This is a genomic window from Hymenobacter arcticus (assembly GCF_054779975.1).
Window position 1 is genome coordinate 1 of record NZ_BAAGXF010000030.1, and the last position, 25,203, is coordinate 25,203.

A 25,203-nucleotide genomic window follows, 5' to 3' on the forward strand; every position below is an offset into this window, starting at 1 on the left:
AAAACTACCTCGCCATGCTCCATTTTGCCTGCGCTCGAATCACTTGGTATAATTGCCTATTTGGATAGCCTCTTAGTATTTGGGCAGCAGCAGCGGGTGAAAACGCAGGCCATTCAACCGGTTAAATTCCAGGGAAGGAGCCGGTATTTTGAAGAATTGACCGGCGCTCACCAGCGGCTGCGCGCCGCGGCCGTTAATGCCCGGCAGGCGCGACAGGTTGACGTCAGGAGAGAGGTAAAACTGCCGGTAGCGGGTGAATTTCACCTCCTTGCCATCGGCCCCGAAGTAGGGCGGGTTGGCGTGGCCACCCGTCATGCCGCTGCCGCTGTAGCCCACGTCGAGGTTGAGCCAGCGCGGAAACGACGGCCCCACCGGTAGCACCGACGCCAGGTTCAACGACAGCCAATACTGCTGGCCGTTGTAGTCTTTTAACATTTGGCTGCCCGTGCTGGGACCCAGCAAGTTGGGGCGGTACTTGGGGTAAATGCTTTGGCGCCAGCCGTAGCGCAAACCCATTTTTTGTTCGCCAAAGCCATACTGCTGGCCCATAAACAGCGCTACGCCGGTGAGGTTGGCGGCCATGTCGCCCTTCGAGAAGCCCCAGCCTTCGGAACGGCCGTCAAACAGCTCAATGGTGGTTTGGTAGAGCAGCGCAATGAGGCTGCCCGTGAGCACCGAGGCGCGCTCGTTGACCCCGCTCCAGCGGAACAGCTCGTACTCGCCCCGGCTGATGGCGTAAGAGGTGGTAGCGTGGCCCACCTTATCCATTTGCAGCCACTCGCCGTTGTCGTTGAACGAGTGAAACGGCACGCGCTTGGTGTACCAGGTTTTACCTAAGAAGTAGGAAGTCAACCCGTAAACTACTGCAGTGCCCACTACCACGCCAATAAAGCGCCCCTGGTGAATGCCCGTGTTATCGGCCGGCATGGGCGCGGACGGCGGCAGCGGCGAGCCTATTTGCGCGTGCGCCAGCTGGCTGAATCCTAAACTGGCGGCTACTAAAAAAGGGGTGAGGCAGCGCATTGTACAAAGGTAGAAGTAGCGTAAGCTTCAGCTTGCGAGCGAGCGTAGCGAGCAGGCGGGGCCGAACGACCCAGACGACCTAGGCCCGAGATGCTCGCTGCGCTCGCTCGCAAGCTGAAGCTTCGTGCTACTGCTCCTGGCGCAGCTGCTGGCCCATGCGCAGCGAGGCATCTACGAAAACCATGCGGGGGTTGGCGTTGCGCTCGATGTGGTAATGGGCGGTGTTGAGCTCTTCGGTGAGCTGGTCGGCGTTGCGCACGGTCACAAACTTGCTGAATCCCTGCACAAACTGCTGCTCGCCGCTGGGCAGGTGCGGCACCAGCTGCGGGTCGAGGCCGTAGAGCAGCACCTTGCGCAGCAGGCCGAGCGAAAAGCTGAGCTGCTCCTTCTGATTTTCGCGGCCCATTTTTTGGAACTCATCGGCCAGAGCCAGTACTTCGCTCATTTTCAAGCCGTAGCACTTGCGCATCCACTTGATAAAGAAGTCGGCGTAGTCGTGGTCGGCGCTTTGCTCGCGGCTGGCAATGGCGGCCCCCAGGTTGCCCTCGGCCAGCTGCGCCACCTGGCGGGCCTTTACCTCGGGCACCTGGTAATGGGCTGTTAGGTAGCTGGTTATATCATCTTCCGAAAACGGGCGCACTACCACCGACTGCACCCGGCTCAGGATGGTAGGCAGCAGCCGCTCGGGCTCATTAGTGACCAACAAAAACACCGTGGCGGGCGGTGGCTCTTCCAGCAGCTTGAGCACGGCGTTGGCGGCGGCCGGGTGCATCAGCTCGGGCAGCCACAGGATGACGATTTTATACGTTGCCTCGAATGCCTTGAGCGACACCAGCTTAAGCAGCTGGCCGGCTTCCTCTTTTGAGATGCTACCCTGCTTGTTTTCAGCCCCGATGTGCTGCATCCAGTCGTTGAAGCCCTGGTAGGGGCTTTCGGCCAGGAAGGTGCGCCACTCGGCCATAAAGCGGCCGCTGGTAGCATCCTTGGGCACCGATTTGGTGGTGGTAGTGGGCAGAATAAAATTGAGGTCGGGGTGGGCCAGCTTCTTGATTTTCAGGCAGGCGGGGCAGTGGCCGCAGCTATCGTCGGCATTGGCGGCGCGGCCTTCGCAGTTGAGGTACTGGGCGTAGGCCAGCGCCAGCGCCAGCGCCGCCGAGCCCTCGGCCCCGCGAAAAAGCTGCGCGTGCGCCACGTGCCCGCGCTGCACCGAGTGGCGCAGCACCTGCTTGAGGTCGGTTTGGTTGGGAATGTCTTTGAATTGCACGGCTTTTAATTGTCGCTTATTTTTCCTGGCTTTAGTCGCTGCTTGTGCTGCCAAAGTAGCTTGAGCGAATGGGCATAGTCGCTTCCAAAGCGAATTACCCGTAGCTCACCCAGCGCAAACGGCCGCTCATCAGGTTGCCTACTAGCTATTGTACCGGCAGGCTCCAAGGAGTCAATCCAAAAATGTACTGTATCCGCCTCGTTGAGCCAGCCCAGAAAAATGCTGTCTTCTTCGTACATGAACTCCAAAACACCATACGTTTTCTCTGTCCAACGCAGTAAGGCAAGAGTATCTGCAAAAACAAAAGCTGGAGGCACAGTAGCTGAAACTCCTTTAAGTTTTAATACCTGCCCAACCTGTTTTGCACTCTTGTCAGAGCTACGGTCATCAATATGGCACTTGGCAATAAGGATATAACCATCTAGCTCATAATCACAAGGAACGTACTTGAGTAAGAGCCAGTCCTCGTCTTCAGCTAACCAAAGGCCGGTTATTTTCTTTTCCCATTCAGCTAGTTGCACATGCTCGACTCGATACGGCTTCATACTTAACTAACCGGCTTCTTATCCCAAACTCTATCACCCTCCGTCTGCTTAAATACTTCCTCCATAACGCCTTGCTCCACTGCATCATACGCTAGGCCGCGCCGGCCCATCACGCGCTCGGTCACCTCGGTCACTTTGTTGAGCTTGAAGGTTTCGAAGCCCGCGGGGCCGCCCCAGCTAAAGCTCGGGATAAACTGCCGCGGGAAGCCCGCGCCGAAGATATTGGCCCCCACACCCACCACCGTGCCGGTGTTGAACATGGTGTTGATACCGCACTTGCTGTGGTCGCCCATGAGCAAGCCGCAGAAAGTTTGGCCGGTATCCACAAAGCGGTGGGTGGCGTGGCTCCACACTTTCACCGGGGCGTAGTTGTTTTTGAGGTTGCTGGTGTTGGTGTCGGCCCCCAGGTTGCACCACTCGCCCACCACCGAGTTGCCGAGGTAGCCGTCGTGGCCTTTGTTGCTATAGCCCATCAGGATGCTATTGCCGATTTCGCCGCCCACCTTGCAGAATGGGCCGATGGTGTTGTCGCCGCGCAGGCGCACGCTGGCGTTCAGTACGGCACCCTCGCACACGGCCAGCGGGCCTTTCAGGATGGCTCCTTCCTGCACCTGCACGTTTTTGCCAAGGTAAATGGGGCCGTCTTCGGCATTAAGAATGGCGGCGCGAATTTTTACGCCGGGCTCGATAAATATATTTTCGGGCGCGTACACGATGGTGTGCGCATCGCCCACCGGCTGCGAGGTGCGCCCGGCTGTGAGCAAGGCGAAATCGCGCCGAATCTCGACGCCGTTGCGCAAGAACAGCTGCCACGGCCGGTCAATAACTACCACCGGCTCAGCTACTTCGCGCTGCTCGCGCAGGCCATCCTGAATGAGCTCGGCTACCTGGCTGGCATCGGCAAGGTGGGCGGCTACCAGCAGGTCGTCGCAGTACAGGCCCTGGCCGGGCGCGAGGGCCAGCACCTGGCGAGCTAGTAGGTCGTCGGGGCACACCGCGCCGTTGACTACCAGCGCGGGGCCGGCCACATTGCCAGCCGGAAACTTGGCCTGCAAATACGGCTGCGTGAGGTAGCCCACGGTAGCCGCGCCCAAGCGATGCTGCCACTTTTCGGCAATGGTCAGGATGCCGCAGCGCAGCGCCGCCACCGGCCGCGTAAACGTGAGGGGCAGCAGATGCGGCCGAATAGCCGGGTCGTCAAACAATAGTAAGTGCATGATTATGTAGCTGTTAGCTTATAGCTACTAGCTGTTAGCTTTTTTTATAGAGCCCCTATCAAGTAGCTGTGGTGGCGCGCAGCTTGCGCACCGAGAAATAATTACCAAGTAAGGAAAAGACAAATTTACGCCACCCGGCCGGGGGCGGGCACAAAAAAACTCCTCCCGGCGCACCGGGAGGAGTCTTGAAAAAGCTAACAGCTAACAGCTAACAGCTTAAAAAAGCTATTCTTTGCCGGCGCTGCTCTGCGCTTTGCTGGCGTAGCGGGTGCGGAATTTCTCCACGCGACCGGCGGTGTCGATGAACATGTTTTTGCCGGTGTAGAAGGGGTGCGAAGCACTGCTCACTTCGATTTTAATCACCGGGTAGGTGTTGCCATCTTCCCACTGAATCGTCTCGGCAGACGTCATCGTGGAGCGGGTGATGAATTTGAAGTCCGAAGAGGTGTCTTGGAAAACTACCTGGCGGTACTCGGGGTGCGTGTCCTTTTTCATTATCGGGAGGGCCTATTTACCTGTTAAACCCTGCCGTTTTTGCGGAAGGGACTGCAAAAGTACGCAGCAGCGCGCACAAAGTCAACCCGCCGCCGCCAACGCAGGTGGCCCAGGGCCAGCCCGTTGCGTCGGCTACCCGCGCCGGACCGTGGCGGGCGGGCGTTATTTGGGTTCAACTTTACGCGCTCACCCACCTACCCGCCCCGCCATGCGCCTGTACTTCGCTTCCAATAATGCCCACAAGCTGGACGAAATCCGGCCGCTGCTGCCCGCCGGCTTGCAGCTCCTGAGCCTCGCCGACATTGGCTGCCACGAAGAGCTGCCCGAAACCCAGCCCACCCTCGAAGGCAACGCCCGCCAAAAGGCCCAGTATGTGTTTGACCACTACGGCGTTGGCTGCTTCGCCGATGACACCGGCCTGGAGGTGGAGGCGCTGGGCGGCGAGCCCGGCGTGTACTCGGCGCGCTACGCCGGCCCCCAGCGCGAGGCCGCCGACAACGTGGCCAAGCTACTACACGAGCTGAGCGCGCAGCCCAACCGCGCGGCCCGCTTCCGCACGGTGGTGGCGCTAGTGCGCGGCGCGACCGACGTGCATGAGTTTAGCGGCGAGGTGGCCGGTATTATCGCGGCCGCGCCCATGGGGCAGGGCGGCTTTGGCTACGACCCGGTATTTGTGCCCAGCGAGGGCGACGGCCGCTCGTTTGCCGAAATGACGCTGACCGAAAAAAACCAACTCAGCCACCGCGCTCGCGCTATGGCCGGGCTGGTGGCATTTTTAAAGCAATGAGCAATTACTAATGACCAGTGAGCAATTAGCACTCGGCTCGTGCTATTTATTCATTGCTCACTGCTCCCTGTTAATTGCTCATTGCTTCAAGGCTACCTTTGCCCTCCGTTATGCAGCATCCCTACCTCGTTGGTATCACGGGCGGCAGCGCATCGGGCAAAACTACGTTTTTGCGCCGTTTGCTGGCCGCTTTTCCCGAACGCGACATCTGTTTGATTTCGCAGGACAATTACTACCACCCCCGCGACCAACAGTTTCGCGACGACCAGGGCGTAGAAAACTTCGACCTGCCCAGCAGCATCGACTCGGCCGCCTACGCCGCCGATGTGCGCCAGCTGCGCGCCGGCCAGGAGGTGCGTCGCAAGGAATACACCTTTAATAACCCCAACGTGGTGCCCGCCGAGCTGGTCTTTCGGCCCGCGCCCATTGTGGTGGTCGAAGGCATTTTCGTGTTCTACTTTGAGGAAATAGCCAAGCTGCTCGACCTCAAGGTGTATATCGATGCCCAGGAGCACGTGAAGCTGCACCGCCGCATTGTGCGCGACCGCGACGAGCGCGGCTACGACCTGCAAGACGTGCTGTACCGTTACACCAACCACGTAGCGCCCACCTACGAAAAATATATTCAACCCTTTAAGGCTGAGGCGGATATTATCATTCCAAATAACCGCCATTTCGAAAACGGACTGGCCGTGCTCACGGGCTACCTGCGCAACAAGGTGGCCGAGGGTGTGCAATAGCTGGTCCACACAACTCGTTTGGGAAGTTACCGCTGAGGTGCGCTGAGATTTACGCGGAGGTACGCAGAGCGCTTGGAGCTTATAAGCCCACAACTGGCTGCATCTGGCGTGGGCCGTATCTTAGCTAGTGCCTTTATCCACTCCGTTATGCGCCCTACCTATGAATTTCCGGAGTTGCCCGTGCTGCATGGCATGGCTCTGACGCGCCTCAGCGACGACGAGTTTTTTGAGCTGTGCCAAGCCAACCCGGCGCTTTGCTTCGAGCGCAATGCCCACCAGGAAATAATCATTATGCCCCCCGCCGGCTCCGAATCCAGCGAATCGAGTATGGAAAGCCAGGGTCAGCTTTGGCTCTGGAACCGCAAGGCCCGGCTGGGCCACGTTTACGAATCGTCGGCGGGCTTTAAGTTGCCTGATAACTCGGTGCGCTCGCCCGATGTAGCGTGGCTGAGCCAAGGCAAATGGGCGCAGCTCACGGCCGAGCAGCGCCGCCGGTTTCCGCCGGTATGCCCCGAGTTTATGATGGAAATAAAATCTCCCTCTGATGACCTAAAGGTGCTGCAAGCCAAAATGGAGAACTACCTGGCCAACGGCATGCAGCTTGGCTTTCTGCTTGATGTAGCCACTGAAACAGCTTACGTGTACCGACCCGGCCAACCCGCCGAGACCGTGCAGGGCTACGACCAGGAGCTAAGCGGCGAGGCTGTGCTGCCCGGCTTTATGCTCGACTTGCGTCCGTTGCGCCGGGCCGTATAACCCTGACTACTAGCAGTGTATAGCAAAGCGGAAATTTCACAAATACGCCAGGCGTTCTGGACCACCTTCGGGCAGTATATGGCCCCCATCAAGTCGTTTGATGGCTGGCCGGTGAGCTGGGTCAACTACAAGACCGGCGTGAAGGGCGTGCAGTTTCGGATGCAGGCCGACAACCGGCGCGCCACCATCGCCATCGAGCTGACGCGGGCCGACGCGGGCGTGCGGGAGCTATTCTACGAGCAGTTTCTAGAGTTGCAAACGATGCTGCACGAAACCCTGGGCGAAACCTGGACCTGGGAGCCCGCCGCCGCCAACGAGTACGGCCAGCCGCTGAGCCGTATTTACGCCGAATTAACGCCCGCCAACCTGTTTAGCCGCGACGACTGGCCGGCCCTGATTTCGTTTTTCAAACCCCGCCTAATCGCCCTAGACGAGTTTTGGAGCGGCGCGCAGTACGCCTTTGAGGAGCTGCGCGACTTGTAGCCCACCGTCCAGGCGTAGGTCCGACTGCTTGCTTACGTTATATTTGTGGCCCTGCCCGAGTTATGCGCTATTCCCTTTCCCAGTTTAAGCAGTTTATCCGAGTGGCCCTGGTGGCCCTGCCGGTACTGCTATTGCTGGGCCTGAATGGCCGGATGGTGAGTGTGTTGCGCCCCGCACGTACAGCAAACACGCTGTTGAGCGCCGCTCCACGCGCTACGGTTGTCAAGCAAAAAATAGCGCTTGAAGCGGCCTCGCCGCTGGGTAGCTACGTGGCCCCTGCCTTTGCCCTGGGCTGGCTGCCGGGCACGCTGCCCATCGCCTGGCTGCCGCGCTTGGTGCGCCGCGCCGTGGCCCGGGCAGCGGCGAGTGCGCCTACCTGTTTTGTGGCCCAGCTGTGCCGCCAGCGGCGGCTGGCCACGGCGCTGTCGCCGCAGGCACCCTAGTTTTTCAATGAGCAATGAGCACTGAGCAGTGAACAGTTGGCTTTTAGCGCCAGTGTTCAGGCTTGCAGGCTGTTGCTCTTACTCGCCGCTTTGTTTAGGCAGAGCCAACTGTTCACTGCTCATTGCTCACTGTTAATTACTTAAGATGCGTTACAAAGGACTCATTATCACGCTCACGGTCATCGTTTCGGTGCTGTGCGCGTACTTCCTCTTCTTCACCTACGTCTCACGCGGGGTGCAGCAGAAGGCCGTGAACTACGCCACGCGCAACGGCGAGCTTAGCGAAACCAAGCGCCAGCATTACCTCGACTCGGTGTGGCGCGCGCCGGTATTCGGCTCCTACACCTACCGCGATGTGAAGCAGAGCGAACTGGGCTTGGGCCTCGACCTGAAAGGCGGCATGCACGTGACGCTGGAAGTGTCGCCGGTGGAAATTGTGCGGGCTATGGCCGGCAACTCCAAAGACCCTGCCTTCAACAAAGCTATTGAGCTGGCCCAGCAGCGTCAGAAAACGAACTCGGGCACGGCCTTCACTACCCTGTTTTACCAGGCGTACCAGCAAACTGCCCCCAACGTACCGCTGAACCGCATTTTTACCAACTCGGTAAACAAAGACCGCAAAATCGACCTCAACAGCTCGGACAGCAAAGTGCTGTCGGCCATTAACAAAGAGGAAGAAGATGCCATCGACCGCTCGTTTGACATCCTGCGCAAGCGCGTGGATAAGTTTGGCGTAAACCAGCCCAACATCCAGCGCGTGAAGGGCACCGGCCGCATTCAGGTCGAGCTGCCTGGCGTAGACAACCCCGAGCGCGTACGCAAGCTGCTGCAAGGCCAGGCCAAGCTGGAGTTTTACGAAGTGTGGCCCCAGAATGAGGTAACGCCCTACCTGGCCCAACTCGACCAAGTGCTGACCGCCAAGGAGAAAGCCGCTACGGCTACCCCGGCCACGGCCGCTACCCCTGCCGCCACTACCGCCGGCGACACGACTTCGCTGGCCGCCCAACTGGCTAAAAAGACGCCCGCTGCTGCAGCCAAAACCGACTCGGCCGCGGCCCAGAAGGGTGGCGTGCTGGCCCGCCTGCTCACCATGCCTGGCTCGCTGGGGGTGAACCTGAGTGACACCGCCCGCATGAACGTAGTGCTGCGCTCGGAAGAAGCCCGTAGCATTATGCCCCCCAACATGGCCTTGCTATATCTCAACAAAGCCATTGACGCCAACGGCCAGCAGTTTCTGCGCCTCGTGGCCGTGAAGAAAGACCGTACCGGTGCCGTGGCCGCACCCATCAGCGGCGAGGTAGTGAGCGACGCCCGCCAGGACTACGACCAGACCGGCCGCCCCGAGGTAAGCATGAGCATGAACCCCACCGGTGCCCGCAAGTGGCAGAAAATGACCGGTGCCAACATCGGCAAGCAAGTGGCCGTGGTGCTCGACGACGTGGTGTACTCGGACCCCGTAGTGCAGAGCGAAATTTCGGGGGGCAGCACTAGCATTTCGGGTAGCTTCTCCATCGACGAAGCCCAGGATTTGGCTCAGGTGCTGAAGGCTGGCAAGCTGCCCGCTCCTACCCGCATTGTGGAAGAAGCCGTAGTGGGCCCTTCGCTCGGCAAGGAAGCCATCAACCAGGGTCTGTACTCGTCGCTGGCGGGCCTGCTGATTATCATGGTATTTATGGCCATGTATTACGGCCGCGCCGGCCTCGTGGCCGATGCTGCCCTACTCTTCAACATGTTCCTGATTTTGGGCGTGCTGGCGCAGTTCGGCACCGCCCTGACTTTGCCCGGTATCGCCGGCCTGATTCTGGTAATCGCCTCTTCGGTTGATGCTAACGTACTGATATTCGAGCGGATACGCGAGGAGCTTGACCACGGGCTCTCGCTGCACGACGCGGTGAACGCCGGCTACAACCGCGCCTTCTCGGCCATCTTCGACTCGAACGTGACCACCATGCTCATCGCCATCATCCTGGGCTTCTTTGGTACGGGCCCGGTGCAGAGCTTCGCGGTTACGCTCGGTATTGGCGTGCTCACCTCGTTCCTGTCGGCCGTGTACGTGTCGCGCCTCATCATTGAGACGCTCATTAAGGGCAAGACTACGAGCAGCATTACGTTCTCGACCTTCCTCTCGCGCAACCTGTTTCAGAACATCAACTTCGACATCGTGGGCAAACGCAAAATCGCCTACGCCTTCTCGACCATTGTTATCGTGGTAGGCTTCGTGCTGATGTACCTGCAAGGAGGCCCCAACCTGGGCGTCGACTTCAAAGGTGGCCGCTCCTACGTGGTTGACTTCAATAAGCAGATGATAGCCTCCGACGTGCGCAACACCCTGGAGCCCACCTTCAAAGGCACGGGCCTCGAAGTGAAGCAGTTTGGCAGCCCCGACCGCCTGCGCATCACTACCAGCTACCTGGCCGAGGACGAAAGCCAGACCGCCGACAAAACCGTGGCCGACGCCCTCAACCAGGGCCTGGACAAGTACAAAGCCGATGCCCCGGTTATCCAGTCGACCTCCAAAGTAGGTGCCACCATCGCCGACGACATCAAGCGCACCTCGTTCCTGAGTTTGGCGCTCACGCTGCTCGGCATCTTCGTGTACGTGCTGTTCCGCTTCGATAAGTGGCAGTATTCGATGGCCGCCGTTATCGCCCTCTTCCACGATGCGCTGCTGGTGATTGCCTCCTACCCCATCGCGGCCGCCTTCGGCCTGAAGTACGAGATGGACCAGATTTTCGTGGCGGCCGTGCTCTCCATCATCGGCTTCTCGATGAACGACACGGTGGTTATCTACGACCGGATTCGCGAGTACTTGCGCAACGACCCTAAACTGACTTTCGCCCAAGTGGTGAACCCAGCGTTGAACTCAACGTTCTCGCGCACCATGATTACGTTCACCACCATCTTCCTAGTGGTTGTGGTACTCTACATCTTCGGCGGCGAAACGCTACGCTCGTTCTCGTTTGCCATGATTATCGGCATCATCTTCGGCACATACTCGTCGCTGTTTATCGCCACGCCCATCATCCTCGACACCTATGGCAAGAAGGAAGAGCGGGAGCGCAAAGCCGCCGGCGAAACCATCACCGAGCTACCCGGCTCTGCTCCCAAGCTGAGCACGACCACCGTGTAAGCACCGCAAGTACATCCGTTTTCTACTGTTGGTTAAAAAGCCCGGCCTCAAGCCGGGCTTTTTGATTTTTGGAATTGGCTGCTAATCCGCTGGCATCACCTTTTCTGCTGGCGGCTGGGGCCAACGGGCCGTTTACCCAGCAAATAGACGTGGTGAACGAAAATTGCACTTTTTTCGTGCCGCTAAATCCTAATTTTGGCTCCCTGCGTAGGTCGTACTCGTAAAAGCTTACTGCACACAAAGAGCTGAGGCTAAACCCTCCCCATAGACTTTGTTGCGCGAATACGGCACCTGAAAGGTTTTACCTCCTTAACCCTTTTAGGCATATTGGCTGCCCTGGTTAGCCTCTCTACTTCTTCGAACAAGGCGCAGCTTAGATATTGCTTTATCATAACTTTCTCAAGAATTCATCTTATTTCTAAATCTCTTACTTCTGTGAAAATACCTAATTTCCGGGCGGCCTGGCGGGCAAGCTGCCTACTAGCAGCTGTGGCAGGACTGGCCCTGGCCACCGGCTGCTCCTACACCAACGGGTATACGGAGCCGGTTACCTGCACTACCGTGCCGGCCACGGTGAGCTATAAGCTAGATGTGTCGCCCATCTTCAAGGATGACTGTTATCGCTGCCACGACGCAGCACATTATATGCTACCTGCTCCAAACGGGGCTTCAGGTGCCATGAATATGGAAAGCTTCAGTTCGGTCAGCAGCTGGACATCCTCTCGCACCGGCATCAATAACGTGAGCTATATGGTAGGCTGCATTCGACACGACGCGGGCTTTATTGCCATGCCCTACGATGGTGGTAAACTCGATGCTTGTGAAATCGCCATTATCAAAGCTTGGGTAGATGCTGGGGCGCAAAATAACTAATCCGCTCCACTACTACCAGCTATCCCATTATTTTTCAGCTCAATACGTTAGTTATGCCTAAACTACTACTTCGTGGGAAGCGGCTGGGCGGGCTGTTGCTAGGGCTACTACTGGGGCTGGCTAGTCCCGGCCGGGTCTGGGCGCAGGGCAAATACATAACCCGCGCCGGCCACATCTCTTTTTTTTCGGCCTCCATCATGGAGGATATTGAGGCCCGCAACGACAAGGTGGCGGCCGTGTTTGACTTGGGCACGGGCCAGATTGCCTTTTCGGTACCCGTTCATGAATTTCAGTTCAAGCGCACCCTCATGCAGGAGCACTTCAACGAAAACTATATGGAATCGGAAAAGTATCCGAAAGCCACCTTTACCGGCCAGCTACTCAACGCGGCTCAAATACTCAAGCAGCTGCACACGACCACCCAAACTGTAGAAGTGGAGGGCAACCTGACTATGCACGGAGTGACGCATAAAGCCCTGGTAACCGGCACTTTACAGTTGCGTGATGGCCAATTGGTAGTTTTTGCCTACTTCAATATTGCACCCGCCGACTTTTCCATCGACATTCCGCTGCTAGTGCGCGAGCACATTGCCAAGTCGGTGAGCGTACGCATTAACCTCACGTGCGACGCCGTGACGCCCGCGCTCGTAGCGCAGCCCTGAAAATCGTATTTCTCCTTCTTTGCTATAAAACTTTTGTTATGAAAAAAATCACTACTACTTGGTGCCGTGCCCTGAAGCTGGGCTTGTTGCTGGTAGTGGGGGCCATCTCGGCCGCCCACGCCCAGGCCGACCTGCTAGGTCAGTTGGAGCAGGACACTAAAAAGGATGCCCCTGCCGAACTGGTCGATGCCACCTTCAAAAGTACCCGCCTCATCAACGGCCACACTGTGCAAACGCCGGGTGAGGGCACGCTCGTCTTCCTGATTGCACACCGTATCGGGCCGTTTAACAGCGGGTCGTACGAGTTTTTTGGCCTCGACCAGGCCCGTATGCGCATTGCGTTGGAATACGCCGTAACCGACCGCTTCGAAGTAGGCGTGGGACGCTCCTCTTTAAATAAGGTGGTTGATGGCTTTCTCAAGTACAAGGCGCTGCAGCAAAGCACGGGCGCGCACGCTATGCCGGTTTCGGTAACGCTATTTAGCTCGGGGGCCGTTACTACCCTGCGTTACGACGATGGCCTCGACCACACACTGCCTTTGCGCACGGCCTACACTTACCAGGCACTGCTAGCGCGTAAATTCAGCTCCAACTTGTCCTTGCAACTCATGCCCACGCTCATTCACCGCAATCTGGTAATGAATGAAGGTGAAACCAACGACATTTACGCACTGGGCGGCGGCGGGCGCTACAAACTCAGCAAGCGATTTTCTCTCAACGCCGAATATTATTACGTGCTGAGCAAGTACACAGCTGACCATTACACCAATGCCGTGGCACTAGGAGTGGATATCGAAACTGGCGGCCATATCTTTCAACTCAACCTAACTAATTCGCCGGGTATGATTGAGAAGCAGTTTATCGGCGAAACGAGCAATAAAGTGTTTGATGGGGGCATTTACTTTGGCTTCAACATCAACCGCAACTTCACGGTGAAGCAGCGGCGGCGCAAGCTATAGCCGGCCCTAACCGGCCCAACAGGTGCGGTTTCGGCTGCTATTCCGACTGCGGAGTAGCAGCCGAAACCGCACCTTTTTTGTGCGCTACTCACCGGCAAATAGTTGCCGCGCAAAGTGGGGTTAGGGAGGGGTAAAAAGCGGTGTGAACGGCCGGCATTTTGGGGGTAGTGGTAGTTTTTTGACCTTTTAGGATAAACTACCACTAAAATCAGAAATTCGGGAGCAGCAAATGCAGCAATAGTATTAATAGGCGGCGGAGCAGGAAAATACATTTGTTAGTAGTATTCCCACCCATAAACTCACCGTATGAAAACCGTTCTACTAGCGGCTTTCCTGGTGCTCACGCTTTTGCTGCGGCCGTTTGGCGCCGCTGCCCAAGCGCAGGCTGTCCAGGGAACAGTAAAAGACAACAAAGGCGAGCCCTCGATTGGGGCCACCGTTCGCCTCAAAGGCACCACGGCCGGTACCACGGTCGATGCCACCGGCAACTTCCAGCTGCCGGTACCCGACCTGAACCAGACGCTCATCGTCAGCTTCACGGGCATGACCACCCAGGAAGTACCGCTCAACGGCCGAACTACCGTGAACGTGGTGATGGCCGGCTCGGAGCAGGCCCTCAACGACGTAGTGATTATCGGCTACGGCACGGCGCGCAAGAGTGACCTCACCGGCTCGGTAGCATCCGTATCCGGGGCCCAGCTCACGCAGGTAGCTACCTCCGACCCCGTGCAGGCCCTACAGGGCCGCGTGGCGGGTGTGGATGTAACTTCCAACAGTGGCCAGCCCGGCTCCGGTACCCGCATTCGGATACGCGGGGTGGGCACCATCAACAACGCCGACCCGCTTTACGTGGTAGACGGCATCCAGACGGGCGACATCAGCTTTCTGCTGCCCAACGACATCGAATCGACGGAGATTCTGAAAGATGCTTCGGCCACGGCCATCTACGGCTCGCGCGGGGCCAACGGCGTGGTGCTCATCACCACCAAGCACGGCAAAGCCGGCAAAACCCAGTTCAACCTGTTCGGCTATACGGGCTTTCAGCAAATCCGCAAGAAGCTGGACCTCGCCAACGCCCAGCAGTACGCAACGCTGGTAACGGAGGCGTACACCAACGCCGGCCAGGCCGTACCCAAAGACTATACCACCATCCTCAACAGCGCCTTGCAAGGGGGCGCTACAGGCACCAATTTTCAGGACTTTGTAACCCAGAAGGGCCTGATTACCAACTACTCCCTATCGGCTTCGGGTGGCACCGAACAAAACCGCTACTTGATAAGCGGCAACTACTTTCAGCAGGATGGCATCATTGCGGCCACGGGCCTGAAGAAGTACGTTATCCGCCTGAACGACGACATCGTGCTGACGGACCGGATTAAGGCTGGGGCCTCTGCCACTTTTACCACGGCCAACCAGACGGGGTCGGGCGATGGCACTGGCAACGCATTCTACAGCCCGGTGCTCCAGTACGCCACCCAGGCCAACCCCATTGGGTCGCCTTATACTGCCGATGGTAGCTACTCGTACGATAACATCACCAGCTTCACGCCCAACCTGGCGCGCTACCTCAGCGAGCAGCAGGCCAACAAAACCCAGAGCAGCAGCCTCTTCTCCAATGCTTACCTCGACGTAACCATTCTGAAGGGCCTGACTTTTCGCTCTACGTTTGGCGTTAACTACAACAATTACCACCCCAAGTACTACCAACCCCAGTACTACCTGGGGGCCAACGACCAACGTGCGCAAAGCGCCTTGGTTGAGACCCGCGGCGAAAACGTGAGCTGGGTGTCGTCGAACTACGTGAACTATACGCTAGACCTGGGCAACAACAGCTCGTTTTCGGCCACCTTGGGCCAGGAGGCGCAGCGGGGCTACGGCAACAGCATCTCCATCACGGGCTACAACGTGCCCGCCGACCCGACGCTGCAGTACCTCTCCGCGGCGCGCGCCGGCTCGTCGCCCCCGCGCAGCGGGCAGTACGATGGGGGCCTCATCTCGTACTTCGGCCGGGCCAACTACAACTTCCGCGACCGGTACCTACTAACGGCGACGCTGCGCTTCGACCAGACATCGCGCTTCTTGCCCGCCAACCGCACGGGCACTTTCCCGTCTGTTGGGGCAGCCTGGAATATTTCCAACGAGGATTTCATGAAGGACCAGACCACCTTCTCCTTGCTGAAGCTGCGGGGCAGCTACGGGCTGGTGGGCAACCAGAACGCTGCGCCTAACTACGGGTACGCCTCTACGGCCGTCAACAACCAACTGTACGTGTTCAACAAAACCGTGGCCCCCGGCCTGGCCGTTGCGCAGCTCAACAACCCGGACCTGAAATGGGAAACGGCCATCACCACCGACTTCGGTATTGATGCCTCTTTTCTGGATAGCAAGCTGACGTTTACCGGCGATTACTTCAACCGCCGCACCAAGGACATGATTGCCTTGCTGCCCGTGCCGGACTACATCGGCCAGGCCCCGGCCAGCGCCAACGTGGCTTCGCTGTACAATCGTGGCGTAGAGCTGGCCCTGAGCTACCGGGACGAAATCGGCAAGTTTGGCTATAACATTGGGTTGAACTTCACTAAAATCAATAACCGCATCACCGACCTGGGCGGGGCCAGCCCCATTTCCAGCGCCAACATCGATTCACACGTCGGCCCCACTACCCTCACAACCGTGGGCCGCGAGATTGCCTCTTTCTACGGGTTGCAGGCCGATGGGGTCTTCCACTCACAGGCCGAAGCCAACGAGTATAGAATTCAGCCCGGCGCGCAGGCCGGTGATGTGAAGTACATCGACGTCAACGGCGATGGTAAGATTGATGCCAACGATAACACGTACTTGGGCAGTGCCACGCCCCGCTTCACCTACGGCGGCTCAGTAAACCTGACGTACGGCGGCTTCGACTTTAAAGTCCTGCTGGTAGGCGTGCAAGGCGCGGAGGCCGTCAATGCGGCGGGCTTCAACCTGAACAAGTCGAGCAACTTTTCGGGCCTGTGGACCAACTTCTACGCCTCGCGCATGGACCGCTGGACGCCCACTAACTCCAGCAGCAACCAGCCCCGCGTCACGGCATTCGACACCAACAACAGCGGCGACCTCACCTTCAAAACAGCCGGCTCTTCTTACAACGACAAGTTCAGCAGCCGCCACGTGGAAGACGCTAGCTACCTGCGGGTGCGCAACATAGAGCTGGGCTACTCGCTGCCAAAGACCTTACTCAGCACGTACCGGATAAATGGGGTGCGCGTGTTTGCTTCCGTTGACAACGCCTTCACCGTCACCAAGTACACTGGCCTCGACCCCGAGATTTCTACCACGGGCTACTACGGCAACGCCCTGGCCTACGGCGTGGACAACGGCAACTACCCCCAGCCCCGCACCTATCGTTTGGGCCTAAACGTTCAATTCTAACGATATCCTTCTCCCTGATATGAAAATTTCCCACGCAGCCCGCGTCATGGCCATAGTAGCCGCCGCGGTGCTCTCGCAAGGATGCAAGAAGTTCCTGGACAAGGACCCCCTCGGGGCCACCACCCAGGCTAACCTGTTCAACGACCCCACCAACGCCGTGCAGGCCGTAAATGCCATTTACGACGTGGCGTCCTGGGACCAGGGCCCCAAGTTTGGCATTGGCGATTACGTGCCCCAGACGTACGAGTGGATGTTTGGGGACGTGATGAGCGACGACGCGGCCAAGGGTAGCAACCCCACCGACTTCGGGCCCCTGCTCGAGCTGAAAAACTGGACGGTGACCCCCGCCAACGGGCCCATCAGCAGCCTTTGGGTGCATAGCTTCACCGGCATTGCCCGCGCCAACACCGTTATTAACAACGTTGACGCCGGTACTATCGATGCCGCCCTGAAAACCCGCCTCAAAGGTGAGGCCCTGTTCCTACGGGCGTATTTTTACTTTAACCTGGTAAAAACGTTCGGCGGCATGCCGATATTCGAAAAAGCGGTGCTGCCAACGGAGGCGGCGAACGTAACCCGCTCCAGTATTTCGGAAACCTACGCGTTTATTGAAAAAGACCTGAAGGCAGCCGTGGCCGCCCTGCCCGAAAAAGGAGCCTACTCGGCCTCCGACCTGGGCCGCGCCACCAAAGGGGCCGCCAATGGCTACCTGGCCCGCGCCATCATGTACGAGCTGGGTACCGACAACACCAACAAGCACACTTGGCAGGAAGTGTACGACCTGACCAGCACCATCATTTCTTCGACCCAGTATAGCCTGCTGCCCAACTACGCCATGATTCACCAGACGCCGGGTGAAAACAGCAGCGAGTCGTTGTTCGAGATACAGTTTGCCACTTCCAACGACGGCTACGGTCCCATTTCGGTAGGCACCACCAGCAGCGTGTTTCAAAACAACCGCACGGCGGCCAAGAACGCCGCCGGCACAAACATTGCCGGTACTGGCTGGGGGTATGGGTTCAACAACCCCACCCAGAACCTCGTGAACGAGTTTGAGGCCAATGACCCGCGCCTGCTGGTCACGGTTTACAAAGACGGAGACGTGGTACTTGGTCTGCCCATGGTCATCGACCTCGGCTTCAACGACACAGGCTACATGAACCGGAAAGTAGCTATCCTGCAGCCCGCCAACAACCAGTCGGGCCCCCAGAACATCCGCAAAATGCGCTACGCCGATATTCTGCTGATGAAGGCTGAGGCCGCCGCTCAACTCAACAAAAACGGGGAAGCCGTAGCCCTGGTGAACCAGGTACGGGCCCGGGCCCGCACCTCTACCAAGCCTCCGGGCACGGTACTGGGCACGCTGACCTACGATGCGGCCACCACGCCTGCCAATGCCCTGCCCGACATTTCCGCCGGCCTCGCGGGCCAGGACTTGCTGAAGGCCATCTGGCACGAGCGCCGGGTGGAGCTGGCTGAAGAGTCGCTGCGCTTCTGGGACTTGATTCGCACGGGCCGTTACTTTGGGGTGCTGCCCACCGACGTGGCTGCCCGGGCCAGGTTGCACAGCATCACGGCTGGGGTAGTGAACCCCATCCCGCTGCTGCCCATCGAGCTCAACGACGCGCAAGTGTGGAAGCTGCCCCAGAACCCCGGGTACAACTAAGAATTTGATAAATAATAGCTTATGTTGAAATGAGCGATTAGTAACTTCTTAACAATGCAGCTACCACAATTAAGTAGTGCAGCTTGCCAAAGAAACTTTTCAACATAACCTATTCATTAGCACATCATCGCCAACTGCCCCATAAAAAAACCGCCGACTCACATGAGTCGGCGGTTTTTTTATGGGGCAGTTGGCGATGAAGCTACACCGTGATGCCTTCGGCCACCACGCTTTGCACCTCGGGTACCATGCGCTTGAGCAGGTTTTCGATGCCCGACTTGAGCGTGACCGTGGCCGAGGGGCAGCCCGAGCACGAGCCTTGCAGGTTCACGGTCACGATACCATCGCGGAACGACTTGAAGGTGATGTTGCCGCCATCTTGCTCCACGGCGGGGCGCACGTAGTTGTCGAGTAGGTCGATGATTTTCTGGCTCGTGAAGCCATCTTGCTGGGCGGGGTCGCCGGCGCTGGCGGCCTGGGCGGCCTTTTGCTCGGCGGCGGGGTCCACGGTGAAGAGCGTGCCGCCGGCCTCTACGTAGCTCTTAATAAACTGGCGCAGCTCGGGGATGATGCTGGTCCAGCCCAGCTCGGGCTGCGTTTTGGTGATGGTAACGAAGTTTTGGGCAATGAACACGCGGCCCACGTAGTCGAAGCCAAACAGCTCCTGGGCAATGGGCGAGTTGAGGGCTGCCTCCACGTTGGGGTAATCCACGCTCACGCCGTCGGGCAGCAGGGTGGAGTTGAGCACGAATTTCATGCTCTCGGGATTGGGCGACGCCTCGGCGTAGATGGAAACAGCAGCCATAAAGATAGTTTTTGTAGCGTGGAGGGTACTCGGCGCTGAGCTAATCAAGCCCAGCGTTCTGGATTCATTCTAAACTAGACACCAACAACAACAAATTAGTCGCTTGGTTCTAAAGCTGGTTGGCGCGGGCGCGCAGCAGCAGGTCGGCCAGCACGAGCTGAGTCATCGCCTCCACAATGGGCACGGCGCGGGGCAGCACGCAGGCATCGTGGCGGCCGCGGCCGGCCAGGGCCACGGGTTCGCCGGCCTGGTTGATGGTTTGCTGGGTTTGCAGGATGGTAGCCACCGGCTTGAACGCCACCCGAAAATTCACGTCCTGGCCGTTGCTGATGCCGCCCTGGCTGCCCCCGCTGTGGTTGGTGCGGGTGCGCACGCGGCCAGTTTCGTCGGTGTAAAACTGGTCGTTGTGCTGCGAGCCCGGCAGCTTGGTGCCCTCAAAGCCGGAGCCAAACTCGAAGCCCTTCACCGCATTAATGCTGAGCAGGGCGTGGCCCAGCACGGCGGGCAGCTTATCAAACACGGGCTCGCCGAGGCCGGGCGGCAGGCCGGTGGCCACGCCGGTTACCACGCCGCCCACGGTATCCTGGGCAGTTTGGGCAGCACGGATGCGGGTTTCCATGAGGGCGGCGGCGGCCGGGTCGGGGCAGCGCACGGGGTTGCTGTCGATGAGGCTAAGGTCCAGCTCCTCGTAGGTTTTGCCCACTTCTACCTCGCCCACGGCTGATACATAAGCCTTTACCTCCACGCCAAAGTGGGCCAGCAGCTGGGCGGCCACGGCGCCGGCGGCCACGCGGGCGGCCGTTTCGCGGGCCGAGCTGCGGCCACCGCCGCGGTGGTCGCGGCGGCCATACTTGGCATCGTAAGTATAGTCGGCGTGGCTGGGGCGGTAGGCACCGGCAATGTGCGAGTAGTCGTCGGAGCGCTGGTCGGCATTCGGGATGAATAAACTAATGGGCGTGCCCGTAGTAACCCCTTCAAAAACACCCGATTGCACCTGCACACGGTCGGCTTCCTGGCGCGGCGTAGTGAGGGCCGACTGCCCCGGCCGCCGCCTATCGAGCGCCCGCTGAATATCGGCCGGGTCGAGGGCTAGCCCCGCCGGGCAGCCGTCAATAATTACCCCAATGCCCACCCCGTGCGACTCGCCGAAAGTGGTGATGCGAAAAAGCGTTCCGAAACTATTTGACATGTAGAATGAACTGTTAGCTACTAGCTGTTAGCTAATAGCTTTTGTTGTGACTAGCAACGAGTTGCAGAAAAGCAGAATTAGCTTGGCTTTACCCAAACAATTAATAGACTGATTAACAAGATGATACTGATAAAAAGCTAACAGCTATCAGCTAAGAGCTAACACCCAAAGTTACCGCGCCCGCCACCAGCCCACGGCGGCCACGCCCAGCAGCGCGGCCACCAGCCAGGTGGCGTAGCGCCCCACCTGCCGGTACACGTCGAGGGGTTGCAGCTGGGCATCGGCGCGGGCCAGGGCGGGGCCGTAGAAGGGGTCGTCGACTGGGCTGACGGTGGCGATGGCTTTTTCGGCCCCGCTTACCTCCACGCGCAGCTCGGGGCGCAGGGTGTCGTAGCGGGCCGCCACGGGGTCGAAATACGCCAGCGCCAGCAGGCTGTCGAATGCCAGCGGGCCCGGCCGCTGCACCACCAGCCGGTAGCGAAAGCTCTTGCGAAAGCGCCCCTCGGGCAGCACCTCTTCCCGAATGTCGGGGCCATACACCTCCAGCCCGGCGCGGGGCCGCGGCACCGGCAGCACCAGCGCCGAGGCATTGCCGCGCCCCTCCACCCCAAACGTATAGGTGAACGCCTCCCCCGTGCGAAAGCGCGTACCGCTAATGCCCTCGTGCAAAGCATATTCGCCCACCACGGCCGCACCCGGCGGGGGCAGCGGGCGCACCGCTACGCGCAGGGCCGGCGCGGTGTAGGTTTTGTACATGGCCAAGCGCTCAGTGTCGCCGGGCTGGGGCTTTTTGAGCAGCTTAAACTTGGTGAGGATGAGTTGCAACGCCGGAAACTTCAGCGCTGCCGACGTGAGCGGGTAGTAGGTGCGCGTGGCCAGCCGAAACCGCAGCCGCACCTCGCCATTGGCCCGGCGCACGGTATCGGGCAGCACCGAGGGGTCGGCGGCGGGCACTTCCCAGGTGGTGGGCTGGCGCAGCTGGCGCAGCAGCTCGGTCAGCTGGTTGTTGAAATCATAGAAATTGAGCACCGCCTGGTCGGCGGGCTTGAGGTAGAAATACAGGTTTACCCGCACGCCCTGGCCCACGTACACGCGGTTGTGGTCGGCCTCCAGGGTGAGCGCGCCCGCATCGGGCGGCTCGTAGAAATACTTGGGCTTAGGCTTGCCCAGCAGCTGGTCGAGCGAGCCGCTGGCCACGGCGGGCGGCGCGGTGCCGGGGCTGGCCGCCGTGGCATCGGGGGCCGGCGCAGCCCCGCCCACCCGCACCCGGCCGGCGGGGCTGCGCAGCACCTGCCCGTTCACAGTGAGCGTGAAGGCAGGCACTGCGTAGTCGCCCTCCGTGTAGGGAAAGTAACGCTGCGTCACAGTCAGCTCGGTGCTGCGCTGGCCGCCGGGCAGCAGCCGCGTAGTAGTGGTATTGATTACAGTGGCCTTGCGAAACCCCTCAATATCAGGGAAGTCGGAGTGGCTGGCCAGCGGCGCGCCCCGCAGCCGAAACGCCAGCGTGAACGGCCCCACCAGCGGCACGCTGGTGGCGGGCGGCACCAGCGCCACCGTGCCGCCAACTGCTACCGGGCTGGCCTGCGCCCATGCCCGGCCGGCCCCCAGCGGCCCCGCGGCCAGCAGCCAGCCGCCGCACACCATTCGCACTATAAACTGCCGAGCTACCAAATTCTTGCTTGCTGAGAAAATCCAGATTAGCTACAAAGTTCGTAAAACTGGCAGGTTCTTCTTCGCCCCCGGAAAAGGACTATTATGCAGTACCTATTTTTATCGTTGTCTGTTCCCAGCATTCCTTTTATTCTATTTCCGGTAAGTAATTAAGCCATGGCATGGATGGGTCCGGCGGCCCGGCGGTTTGGTTCATCGAAATGGCCTCCGCCCCCAGCTTAGCCCGCACTTTCTTAGTGCTACCAATAAGACCGACTCCTTGCATGGGAGTCGGTTTTTTGCTGAATAACTGCCTTACGTTTTCGTCCTCTTTTTTCTTTTTTAACCTACTTTCTGGTATACCCCATTCCGTTACTCCTGGCCACCCCTTGTTGCCGGCCGCTGCGCCCACGCAGCGCCTACTGGCACCCCTCAAGCGGCGCTCTTTTTTTAAGTAAGCCGGGGCTACGGCCGGGGCCACCGCCTTGGTGCTGGCTGGCTGCAAAAAAGACGACAATAACCCCAGCAGCACCGTTACGTTTGCGGCCAGCGACGTGGGCGTGTTCAACTATGCCTACGCCCCAGAGCAGCTCGAAGCCGCGTTCTACGCTCAGGTGATTAGGACGCCCGCCACCAACTTCACGGCCACTGAGCTGGCCGCTCTCAAGCAGGTAGCCACCCACGAAGCTATTCACCGCGACTTCTTCAAGGCGGCCATCAACCGCGACGCGCCGGGCCAGCTTATCCCCGACCTGTCGGTCAATTTTTCGTCCATCGACTTCACCAAGCGCGCCAGCGTACTGACTACTGCTCAAGCATTTGAAGACACCGGTGTGGGTGCCTACGACGGCGCGGGCGCGCTCATCAAAAACCCGGCTTACCTGGTGCTGGCCGGCAAAATCGTGTCGGTAGAGGCGCGCCACGCGGCCTATATCCGCAACCTGCTGGCCTCCGGCGATGCTACCAACTTCGCAGCCGGCGAAAGCGTGGTCGATGCCAGCTCGGGCCTCGACAAGAACCCCCTCAAGCCGACGGCCGTGGTGGCCATCATCCAGAAGTACGTAGTTCAAACCCTCGACGCCAGCCAGTTGGGCTAAGCCCGCACGTACTTATCCCCGCTGCATTTGCCATGAATTTCTTCTCCATTATCGACCAGCTGGCCGCCGCCGATGCCGATTTCCTCGGCCGCTTCGATTCGCGCCGCGCTATTTTCAAGCACTTCGGCACGGCTGCCCAGCGCACGGCGCTGGCAGCCACCCCGCTGTTCCTGGGTGGCTTGTTTCAGAAAGCCTACGCTGGCACCACCGCCGACACGCCTATCGACATCCTCAACTACGCCCTCACCCTGGAGTGCCTGGAGGCCGATTTCTACGCCAAGTTTACGGCTTCGGACCTCATTCCGGCCGGGGCTCCCACTACCACCCTGGGCAAGATTAAGCAGCACGAAGACGGCCACGTGAAGCTCTGGCGGGCACCATCACGGCCTTGGGCGGCACACCCACCAAGGCTGTGCAGTTCAGCCAGTCGGTGTTCGATGCCAATAAAACCTACGCCGCCCTGCTCGGCATTGCCGAAGTGCTCGAAGACACCGGCGTGCGCGCCTACAAGGGCCGCGCCGCCGAGCTGGTAGTGGGTGCCAGCAATGGCCTCTCGGCTTCCACGCAGGCCAGCCTGCTCACCACCACGCTCCAAATTCACTCGGCAGAAGCCCGCCACGCGGCCCATATCCACTTTATGCGCGGCCAGCCGGCCTGGGTGAGCAACACCGACGATGTAGCGTCCAACGCCGCCTACACCGGCGCCACCCCCGAAACGAACACAGTGCAGTCCAACGTGGACCTCACCACCAAGCTGGCTTCCATGTACTCGGCCGCCGACGTAGCCGCCGCTTTCGACGAGGCCCTCACGCCCGCCGAAGTGCTCGATAAATCGCGGGCCGGCGGCTTGGTGCAATAGCGCTTTGCTGGCCAGCCAGCCGCCCATATGGTCGTGCTGCATTAAAGTTCTATTAAAAAGGCTGCCGCAGGGCAGCCTTTTTTTGCATTAATAGGGGTAGCTCCCCCCCCCTAATTACGGGGTAATCCCAGTACCTTTTCCCCTATTCAGCACCTTATTGTCCCTGTTTAAGTGACACATTTAGTGGCACAATCAACCCCGTGCGCCATAGCCTGAGCAGGCACTTAGCACAGTGGATGTTGCCACCGGTGCGGCGGCAAAAACTCCCCTACCGGCCCTGGCCCGAACTCCTGAATAACAACACTTTACCAATAACGGAGAAGCTAAATTTACATGTTAAACAATTAATTATCAGACACTTATTTATAAAATAACACTATTTTGACGACAGTTAGTTAACTTGTGAGAACAGTAAATTAGACCAAAAAAATGGTCAGCCAGCCCACTTATTGGCACCTGCAGTTCCGGGGTTATTCAGTCAAAATTTGGGGCGCTCGAAATCCAAGTAGGCCCTTGGCTGCGTATTATGGAACGTGACACTTTCGCAGCCAAGTGGGTTTATTTACCAATTACTCACCCCCGTTAAAATGGCTACTCGAAATAACGGGCGAACGATAACCCTTACCGTAGGGGCGGCCGTATGAGGCTGAAAAGTGCCACAAATCGCTTATTGATTTTTCCTTTTTCCTTTTTTCCTTTTCTTATGTCATCTAATCAAATCTCTGATTTGCAGCAAGAGTCGCAAGTAGATAAGCCCCTGTACACGCCTATCAAGCGCCGCTCTTTCTTCATGTATGCTGGCGCTACGGCCGGCGCCACGGCCCTTGTACTAGCTGGCTGCAGCAAGAATGATTCGGCGCCCGGCACGGTAAGCGTAGGCAGCGGCGACGCTGGCGTACTCAACTACGCCTACGCTCTGGAGCAGCTCGAAGCCGCCTTCTATACTACCCTGCGCACCGGTACGTACTACACCACTACCGCTTCTGCCGCTGAAAAGGCAATCTTGGATGACCTGTACTACCACGAGGTTATTCACCGCGACTTCTTCAAGACCGCTATCACGGCCGCTAGCGCTACGCCCATCAAGGCGCTGACACCCAACTTCGCAGCCATCAACTTCAACGACCGTACGTCAGTACTGAGCACGGC

General features: G+C 58.9%; 21 protein-coding genes and 1 pseudogene. 14 read left to right on the plus strand and 8 right to left on the minus strand.

All coding sequences use genetic code 11. The annotated features are described in order from the left end of the window. Nucleotides 1-72: 72 nt before the first annotated feature. From ACYVGC_RS24340 to ACYVGC_RS24360, 5 genes are all read right to left on the minus strand, one after another. Nucleotides 73-1,023, minus strand: a complete 951-nt coding sequence (locus ACYVGC_RS24340) for a DUF2279 domain-containing protein (protein ID WP_460586450.1) — start codon at nucleotides 1,021-1,023, stop codon at nucleotides 73-75. 127 nt (nucleotides 1,024-1,150) lie between these two features. Then, entirely contained in the window at nucleotides 1,151-2,287 is a 1,137-nt protein-coding gene (locus ACYVGC_RS24345) for a DNA polymerase III subunit (RefSeq protein ID WP_460586451.1), read from the minus strand. A 5-nt stretch (nucleotides 2,288-2,292) separates the two neighbouring features. Then, on the minus strand, nucleotides 2,293-2,832 hold the full coding sequence (locus ACYVGC_RS24350) for a hypothetical protein (RefSeq protein WP_460586452.1): 540 nt from the start codon (nucleotides 2,830-2,832) through the stop codon (nucleotides 2,293-2,295). A 2-nt stretch (nucleotides 2,833-2,834) separates the two neighbouring features. Beyond that, the gene (locus ACYVGC_RS24355) at nucleotides 2,835-4,049 is read right to left on the minus strand and encodes a GlmU family protein (protein ID WP_460586453.1); all 1,215 of its coding nucleotides are present in this window, start codon (nucleotides 4,047-4,049) and stop codon (nucleotides 2,835-2,837) included. A gap of 225 nt (nucleotides 4,050-4,274) precedes the next feature. After that, nucleotides 4,275-4,544 carry a type B 50S ribosomal protein L31 gene (locus ACYVGC_RS24360; RefSeq protein ID WP_283562608.1) on the minus strand — a complete coding sequence of 90 codons (270 nt, stop codon included), beginning with the start codon at nucleotides 4,542-4,544 and terminating at the stop codon, nucleotides 4,275-4,277. A 208-nt stretch (nucleotides 4,545-4,752) separates the two neighbouring features. On the opposite strand from ACYVGC_RS24360, the gene rdgB reads away from it, so the two are divergent. The 11 genes from rdgB (at nucleotide 4,753) to ACYVGC_RS24415 (ending at nucleotide 18,454) form a co-directional block, all read left to right on the plus strand. Then, nucleotides 4,753-5,331 (plus strand): Maf family protein, encoded by a 579-nt coding sequence (gene rdgB / locus ACYVGC_RS24365; protein ID WP_460586454.1) that lies wholly within the window; start codon nucleotides 4,753-4,755, stop codon nucleotides 5,329-5,331. A 110-nt stretch (nucleotides 5,332-5,441) separates the two neighbouring features. Beyond that, entirely contained in the window at nucleotides 5,442-6,071 is a 630-nt protein-coding gene (locus ACYVGC_RS24370; protein ID WP_460586455.1) for a uridine kinase family protein, read from the plus strand. A gap of 147 nt (nucleotides 6,072-6,218) precedes the next feature. Continuing rightward, entirely contained in the window at nucleotides 6,219-6,827 is a 609-nt protein-coding gene (locus ACYVGC_RS24375) for a Uma2 family endonuclease (RefSeq protein ID WP_460586456.1), read from the plus strand. A 15-nt stretch (nucleotides 6,828-6,842) separates the two neighbouring features. After that, on the plus strand, nucleotides 6,843-7,310 hold the full coding sequence (locus tag ACYVGC_RS24380; protein ID WP_460586457.1) for a DUF4268 domain-containing protein: 468 nt from the start codon (nucleotides 6,843-6,845) through the stop codon (nucleotides 7,308-7,310). A gap of 62 nt (nucleotides 7,311-7,372) precedes the next feature. Beyond that, complete coding sequence (locus ACYVGC_RS24385; protein WP_460586458.1) at nucleotides 7,373-7,753, plus strand: hypothetical protein; 381 nt, start codon at nucleotides 7,373-7,375, stop codon at nucleotides 7,751-7,753. A gap of 145 nt (nucleotides 7,754-7,898) precedes the next feature. Beyond that, nucleotides 7,899-10,883 (plus strand): protein translocase subunit SecD/SecF, encoded by a 2,985-nt coding sequence (secDF, locus tag ACYVGC_RS24390; RefSeq protein WP_460586459.1) that lies wholly within the window; start codon nucleotides 7,899-7,901, stop codon nucleotides 10,881-10,883. A 435-nt stretch (nucleotides 10,884-11,318) separates the two neighbouring features. Continuing rightward, nucleotides 11,319-11,756, plus strand: coding sequence for a hypothetical protein (locus ACYVGC_RS24395; protein WP_460586460.1), 438 nt, complete (start codon nucleotides 11,319-11,321; stop codon nucleotides 11,754-11,756). A gap of 53 nt (nucleotides 11,757-11,809) precedes the next feature. After that, nucleotides 11,810-12,418 (plus strand): YceI family protein, encoded by a 609-nt coding sequence (locus ACYVGC_RS24400; protein ID WP_460586461.1) that lies wholly within the window; start codon nucleotides 11,810-11,812, stop codon nucleotides 12,416-12,418. A gap of 38 nt (nucleotides 12,419-12,456) precedes the next feature. After that, nucleotides 12,457-13,377: a DUF5777 family beta-barrel protein gene (locus tag ACYVGC_RS24405; RefSeq protein WP_460586462.1), complete on the plus strand. Its 921-nt coding sequence runs from the start codon at nucleotides 12,457-12,459 to the stop codon at nucleotides 13,375-13,377. A gap of 306 nt (nucleotides 13,378-13,683) precedes the next feature. Further along, nucleotides 13,684-16,788: a SusC/RagA family TonB-linked outer membrane protein gene (locus tag ACYVGC_RS24410; protein WP_460586463.1), complete on the plus strand. Its 3,105-nt coding sequence runs from the start codon at nucleotides 13,684-13,686 to the stop codon at nucleotides 16,786-16,788. Nucleotides 16,789-16,807: 19 nt separating this feature from the next. After that, nucleotides 16,808-18,454 carry a RagB/SusD family nutrient uptake outer membrane protein gene (locus ACYVGC_RS24415; RefSeq protein WP_460586464.1) on the plus strand — a complete coding sequence of 549 codons (1,647 nt, stop codon included), beginning with the start codon at nucleotides 16,808-16,810 and terminating at the stop codon, nucleotides 18,452-18,454. A 202-nt stretch (nucleotides 18,455-18,656) separates the two neighbouring features. On the opposite strand, the gene ACYVGC_RS24420 is transcribed toward ACYVGC_RS24415, so the two are convergent. The 3 genes from ACYVGC_RS24420 to ACYVGC_RS24430 form a co-directional block, all read right to left on the minus strand. Continuing rightward, the gene (locus ACYVGC_RS24420) at nucleotides 18,657-19,259 is read right to left on the minus strand and encodes a NifU family protein (protein WP_460586465.1); all 603 of its coding nucleotides are present in this window, start codon (nucleotides 19,257-19,259) and stop codon (nucleotides 18,657-18,659) included. Nucleotides 19,260-19,368: 109 nt separating this feature from the next. Further along, the gene (aroC, locus tag ACYVGC_RS24425) at nucleotides 19,369-20,448 is read right to left on the minus strand and encodes a chorismate synthase (RefSeq protein ID WP_460586466.1); all 1,080 of its coding nucleotides are present in this window, start codon (nucleotides 20,446-20,448) and stop codon (nucleotides 19,369-19,371) included. Nucleotides 20,449-20,619: 171 nt separating this feature from the next. Beyond that, on the minus strand, nucleotides 20,620-22,092 hold the full coding sequence (locus ACYVGC_RS24430; protein WP_460586467.1) for a BatD family protein: 1,473 nt from the start codon (nucleotides 22,090-22,092) through the stop codon (nucleotides 20,620-20,622). A gap of 494 nt (nucleotides 22,093-22,586) precedes the next feature. On the opposite strand from ACYVGC_RS24430, the gene ACYVGC_RS24435 reads away from it, so the two are divergent. The 3 genes and pseudogenes from ACYVGC_RS24435 to ACYVGC_RS24445 form a co-directional block, all read left to right on the plus strand. Beyond that, nucleotides 22,587-23,195, plus strand: coding sequence for a ferritin-like domain-containing protein (locus ACYVGC_RS24435; protein WP_460586468.1), 609 nt, complete (start codon nucleotides 22,587-22,589; stop codon nucleotides 23,193-23,195). 32 nt (nucleotides 23,196-23,227) lie between these two features. Continuing rightward, nucleotides 23,228-24,054 (plus strand): annotated as a pseudogene (locus ACYVGC_RS24440) (ferritin-like domain-containing protein). Nucleotides 24,055-24,757: 703 nt separating this feature from the next. Beyond that, on the plus strand, nucleotides 24,758-25,203 hold a 446-nt coding region (locus tag ACYVGC_RS24445), incomplete at its 3' end, for a ferritin-like domain-containing protein (protein WP_460586469.1).